The following is a 5,259-nucleotide window of genomic DNA, read 5'->3' on the forward strand; positions in this document are numbered from 1 at the left end:
ATATTACCACCTCACAAAAGAAAAAGTACCAAAAAGAAAATCCGCTGCGGCGGGGATCGCCTGCGGGCGGGAAGGGGGAAAAGGGGGAGCAAAAGAGCGGCGGCTACGCCGCCTTAAAGAGAAAGTCACCTCCCCCTTTTCCCCCTCGCTGCGGGTCATTGAAAGTGCCGCCACTATGGAAAACCCGATGGGTTTACCACAGTGGCTTGGAAAACCTCTAACGAGGTTTACCACACTTCCAACACCCCTCCGCTCACCCCCTTTTTCCCCTCCGACTTTCTCCCTTTCAGAGAGAGAAAATATAGGTTGGGAGAACCCTTACAGGGGGCTTAGATTATCAATACAGCAATTCCCTATTTTCAGTTGTTATTATAGCCTGTCCGAAAGAGATTTTCAAGCCCTCCGGACAGGCTTCTTTTACAGCTCCATGCCGCCCATTCCTCGCTGGTGCTGCTGTTGCTCCTGCTGCTGTCCAATCTCCGGATCGGGCAGCAGCTCCCTCGCCTTTTCAAGCAGAGGACGCAGACGCTCCGGCAAGTGTTCTTCCAAGAAGTCCAGCATCCGACCGATGCCGTCCGTCAGACGCTCGGTGAAGCTGCGTTCCTCCTGCAGCTCGGATTGCAGATAATAGTTTTCATCGCGCAGCCTCCGGTTTTCCTGTTCAAGCCTCTGCTGCCGCTGCGCTTCTTCCAGCCGCTTCTTCATGGACGGCACCTGTGACCGCAGACGGGTGTTTTCCTCCGTCAGCTCCTGTACCTTGTGCCGATCCGTCACGCTGCGCAGTGCCATTTTCTTTAGCTGCTCGACCTGATCCACCGTCACGCCCTTTACTGCCCCTGTGAGCGTCTTTTCCGGCTGAATATCATGCAGGGGTGCATTTACCCTGTCAGCCTCCTTTAAGAGCCGCACGGTGCCTTTCAGAGCGTCCCGCTGCCGTTCCAGCTCAGCAACCTCCCGCTCTACTGCCGCTGTCTGCTGCTGCACCGCTTCCAGCCTCGCAGCCGCTTCCTTGAACTGCGGCAAGTCCATGTGCGGTCTGTTCGTGCCGAGAGAGATAATTTCAAAATCGTGCCGCTGGGCGATCTCCGTCAGAGCTTCTTTCTCCCGTTCCATCCACGCCGCCCATTCGGTCTGCTTTCTGCCGACACCGACAAACCCCTGCTGCTTCAATGCCTGTTTCATAGATACCCTTGTAGAAAGTCCTCTTGACTGCTCCGTTGCCACAGGGATAAAATCGACATGGAGATGGGGCGTTGCCTCGTCCATGTGCAGCACCATATTGAACACCCGCAGATGGGGGTTGCGTTCTGCAAAAGACTCCGCAAAATCTTTCAGAGCTGCCGCCGCCCGTTCTCCGTCCGGCGTACCGCACCCACAGTCGCTCATGTTGCCGATCTGGAAGATCGCTTCATGGAACAGCTTTTCCTGTTTACTCTGCCGGATATGCTCATAGTAGTCCGGTATCTTATCTCTCGTTTTGGTTTTCTTTGCGTTGTAGGCTGCGAGAGCTTCATCAAAGACCATATGATAGACCTGCTTCAGATCCTCGTTGCAGAAAACAATGTTCTGCTCCGTCCGGCTCCGGTCTACATTCGCCGCTGAGAAGCTGCGGTTGTTGTGCCGGATGCTCCCTGCACCTGTCATACCCGAAATCGTAACTCCCATAAAATCGCCCCCTTTCCGCTTATTCTTCCGTCCTCTATTTTATCATAAATTTCCGCTAAAAACAACCTCTTTGTTACTTTCTGGTGAGAAAGTAACGCAAAAGCACTTTCACACCGCCACCCCATCGGTGCAGCGGTGTGAAAGTGCTTTGCGCCCCTAAAGGGGAGGGGTTGCCGGAGCTGCTTCACTGCCGGCTCGTGCCTGCTGCTCTGCCAGCTCCGGAGGGGCGCTGCCCCTGCCGTCTGCGGACGGCTCCCCGAACTTCATCCCACCGATAAACTGGAATTTGTAATTACATTCCATACATATTGGCATTCTTTACAATCACTCTATCTCCTTTTTCTAATTGTTCCTTAGAAACTCCTCTTAACCCAAGTCCAACATGTTCTGTTTTATATCCACAACCATTTGATTTTCGTTCTTTTGTATGTATATCGATGGTAGTAATTATAGTCTCTAATACACCTCCATTTGTTTTATAAACACACGCATTTTCTCCTTCTCTACACATTCCTGTTGATATGTTTCCTGTGGCAACTGTTCCAACCCCCATAATTGTAAATACATCATCAATAATCAATTCAAAGTCTTCTTTTAAACATAATGGAACATCTAATCTGTTCATATACTCTTTTTCTCGCTCTTTTTTGCTTTTACCAAATAATCCCATAGTGTTTCTCCTTTATAACTTCCGATTTGTCGTTCTGTTTAGTCCCCAAAGAACCTACTAAACCAGCTACGCTTTTGAACCGGTTCTGTCTCACGCTCCGGCTGATCGGCTCCGGACTTGCCGGAAAGAAGCTGCTGATGCATCGTCCCAGCATGGAGAGCCTGGGCCGCTGCCGCAGTCTGCTGTGCCGTCACCAACGCCGAGCTGACCTCCGCCAACCTTGCGTTCAGTTCCTCGATCTGCTTGTCCTTTACAGCAAGTTGCTCGCTTTTCCGGTCTAATTCTCCCTGCAGCATAGCGATCAAAGTGGTTTCGCAAGTTTCGCAACTTGCTTTCGCCGGTTGCGAAACTTGCTTTCGTTCAACACCTAAATAATGCTGATATATGGCGGTTTTTTGACTTTCGCTGATTGCGAAACTTCCTTTCGCATCTTTCGCAACATGGTTTCGCCTACACCATGCACGAACTGCCTGTTCCGACACACCACATTCTATTGCAATTTCCGTTATTACACCCGCCAAATATCATCACCACTCTTTCATCCAGAGTTAATCTCAAAACAAATCGCTATGAGATCCCGTCCTTATCAATTTCAAAATCAAAGTCTGCCGAACAACTTTATAGACCAACAGCCAGTCCGGCTCGATGTGACATTCTCTCATGTCCTTATAATTTCTGGAATTAGTGAGAGCATGATCTCGATACGCCTCCGGCAACGGCTGCTCGTTACACAACAGCGTGATCACTTCCTCCAACTTCTTCGGATCGCAGCCTCTCTTGATCGCAAGCTTGTAATCTCGTTTGAACTGCCCCGAAAACTCCGGCTTAAGCATTCAGCGCCTCCATCAGATCTGCAACGCTATCAAACGGACCATACATATCCTCTCCCTTTTCTGCCGCCTCCATCGCCGCATAGGTAACAGCATTCGGCTCGTCAACCTTGACTTCAAAGGGAAGTCCATGACACCTAAGTGCCTGTCGATAAAAAATACCCGTTGCCGTACTCAAATCCATTCCGAGGGACTTAAAGAGAGCTGCCGCCTGTGCTTTCAGCTCCGGCTCCATTCTTATCGTCATATTTCCTTTAGCCATAATAGCACTCCTTTCCTCGTCATTTTTAGCTTGCACTAATATTATATTCAATATTCGTGACATTTGCAAGTGCATTGCAAATGTTTTTTTGCAACTTTTCTATGAACAGTGCTTTCTATATGGGAACACCGCAGCGTGTACATTTAGGGGGTGAAAAAGCCTTATTTCGCGCGGTTTTCAAGCCTCGTTTTCGGTGGGGTAATATAAAAACCCTTACCCGCCCCGAAAACGCCTTGTAGGGCGTTTCTGGGGCGTTTACAGCCCTTTCTTAAATTCCTCCACCAACAGATCGCTCAAAGCCTGTGATGGGCGTATTTTGACCGTTATATGCCCCTCCGGTACGGTGTCCCACCATTTGCGGATCGTTTTCGGATCAAGTCCGGTGTCCCTATGACAATCGGCCTTGCGTCCCTCTGGATGCTCCTGCCGCCACGCATAGACTTGCGCTTTCTTTTCTTCTGCCCCTTTTCTTCTCCATGTGCCGCCAGGATAATCCACTTCCTGCACCGCCCTTGCTCTTTTCAAATGCTCTTTCTGTGATCTACCATTCCTCTTGTTGCGCTCGATGCGAACATCGGTCAGAGCTTCAATATCGGAAATCGTGAAATTGTAATACTCCTTGTCGTAGGCTTCCAGCGCACTCCGTATATCTTCCTCGGTCAATGCGTTCTCATGCTTCACCATCTGCAGATCATCAAAAGCCTCTTTCATATCCTGCCGGAGCTGCTGCTTCGACACACCGCATTTGTAAGCATAGATAGCAAGGCACATCAAAAAGAAATACCGATGCCCGCCCTTTATCTCTCCGATCTGCCGCAGCCACCAATGGTAGAGCGCATACGGATCATCACCATGCACCTTTCCGGCAATATCCCACTTCTTGCGTCCTTTCTCGCCTCTCACAACAACACGCTCATACCACTCCGGATATGCCTCCCTCGCCTCAGCTCGTGTCATTTTGGATGGGCTGAAAGGCTTATTGACATCCACCCTGTTTTCTGGCTTTGCGTAGGCGTTCAGATAATCCAGCGTTACCCGTTCTCCGGTACGGAAAGCGACCAGCTCCGTCCCATGCTTGTCATTGATGCTGCCCACCATGCGGAAGCTCTGATTGATGGATTGATACTGGATCGCCTTGACCTGCGAAGTGCTGCCATACTCCCATAGCCGGAAAGTGAGGTCATATTTCAGACTTTTAAGCTGAATTTTTATATTCGGGTATAGGTCAATCGGCTGCTGGAAAACATAGTAGATATGCAGCCCTGTCCCCGACAGAACAAGGAAAGTCGGCATCGGCAACCGGCGCACTCGCTCCGGATCGCCGCCAAAGCGCAGAAAGAGGTTGCGCAGCTCGGCAAGACCTACGCCATCCAGATCGAAGATCAGAGCATACATCCGCTGGGCGTTCTCCAGCCTGTTCTCCTTTCTGCGATATGCAAGACCGCTGCACAAAGTAAGGCTGTTCCTCTCGACAAACTCCATGTAATCCTGTTCCCATGTGTCGCTATACATCTTCCTGCGCCGGAGCTTCTTATCCTCGCTCTGTTCGTCCCGATACAGATACACAGCGTTCGGATGGGAAAAATCCGTGTGCCGTTCTCCGGAGTTCTCATTGTCCGGAAACAGCTCTTTATAAAACTCATAGCCTCCGACCTCCGGATATTGTGCGCTCAAATACTCGTAGCAGCCTCGATAATTCTCGGTCATATTACCACCTCACAAAAGAAAAAGTACCAAAAAGAAAATCCGCTGCGGCGGGGATCGCCTGCGGGCGGGAAGGGGGAAAAGGGGGAGCAAAAGAGCGGCGGCTACGCCGCCTTAAAGAGAAAGTC

The 5,259-nt window shown here is 50.4% G+C and carries 8 protein-coding genes; 1 reads left to right on the forward strand and 7 read right to left on the reverse strand.

The features are described 5' to 3' along the window. A partial coding sequence (locus tag BQ2683_RS13525) for a hypothetical protein (RefSeq protein ID WP_205408136.1) occupies window positions 1-221 on the forward strand: 221 nt, incomplete at its 5' end. 196 nt (window positions 222-417) lie between these two features. Here the strand turns inward: BQ2683_RS13525 and BQ2683_RS00045 are convergent. From BQ2683_RS00045 to BQ2683_RS00070, 7 genes are all read right to left on the reverse strand, one after another. After that, the gene (locus tag BQ2683_RS00045) at window positions 418-1,665 is read right to left on the reverse strand and encodes a plasmid recombination protein (protein WP_015517767.1); all 1,248 of its coding nucleotides are present in this window, start codon (window positions 1,663-1,665) and stop codon (window positions 418-420) included. A 156-nt stretch (window positions 1,666-1,821) separates the two neighbouring features. Next, complete coding sequence (locus BQ2683_RS13315) at window positions 1,822-1,968, reverse strand: hypothetical protein (protein ID WP_159427337.1); 147 nt, start codon at window positions 1,966-1,968, stop codon at window positions 1,822-1,824. Then, window positions 1,958-2,335, reverse strand: a complete 378-nt coding sequence (locus BQ2683_RS00050; protein ID WP_021748087.1) for a translation elongation factor Tu domain protein — start codon at window positions 2,333-2,335, stop codon at window positions 1,958-1,960. Before BQ2683_RS00050 ends, BQ2683_RS13315 begins: the two co-directional genes overlap by 11 nt. Before the next feature lie 38 nt (window positions 2,336-2,373). Beyond that, window positions 2,374-2,817, reverse strand: coding sequence for a hypothetical protein (locus BQ2683_RS00055; RefSeq protein ID WP_235843865.1), 444 nt, complete (start codon window positions 2,815-2,817; stop codon window positions 2,374-2,376). Window positions 2,818-2,889: 72 nt separating this feature from the next. Continuing rightward, window positions 2,890-3,168, reverse strand: coding sequence for a type II toxin-antitoxin system YafQ family toxin (locus BQ2683_RS00060; protein WP_021632616.1), 279 nt, complete (start codon window positions 3,166-3,168; stop codon window positions 2,890-2,892). Then, window positions 3,161-3,427: a type II toxin-antitoxin system RelB/DinJ family antitoxin gene (locus tag BQ2683_RS00065; protein ID WP_033119556.1), complete on the reverse strand. Its 267-nt coding sequence runs from the start codon at window positions 3,425-3,427 to the stop codon at window positions 3,161-3,163. Before BQ2683_RS00065 ends, BQ2683_RS00060 begins: the two co-directional genes overlap by 8 nt. 255 nt (window positions 3,428-3,682) lie before the next feature. Then, window positions 3,683-5,134, reverse strand: a complete 1,452-nt coding sequence (locus BQ2683_RS00070) for a hypothetical protein (protein WP_021658355.1) — start codon at window positions 5,132-5,134, stop codon at window positions 3,683-3,685. Window positions 5,135-5,259 lie beyond the last annotated feature (125 nt).

This window comes from Massilioclostridium coli, assembly GCF_900095865.1.
GTDB classification, from domain to species: Bacteria; Bacillota; Clostridia; order Oscillospirales; family Ruminococcaceae; genus Massilioclostridium; species Massilioclostridium facile.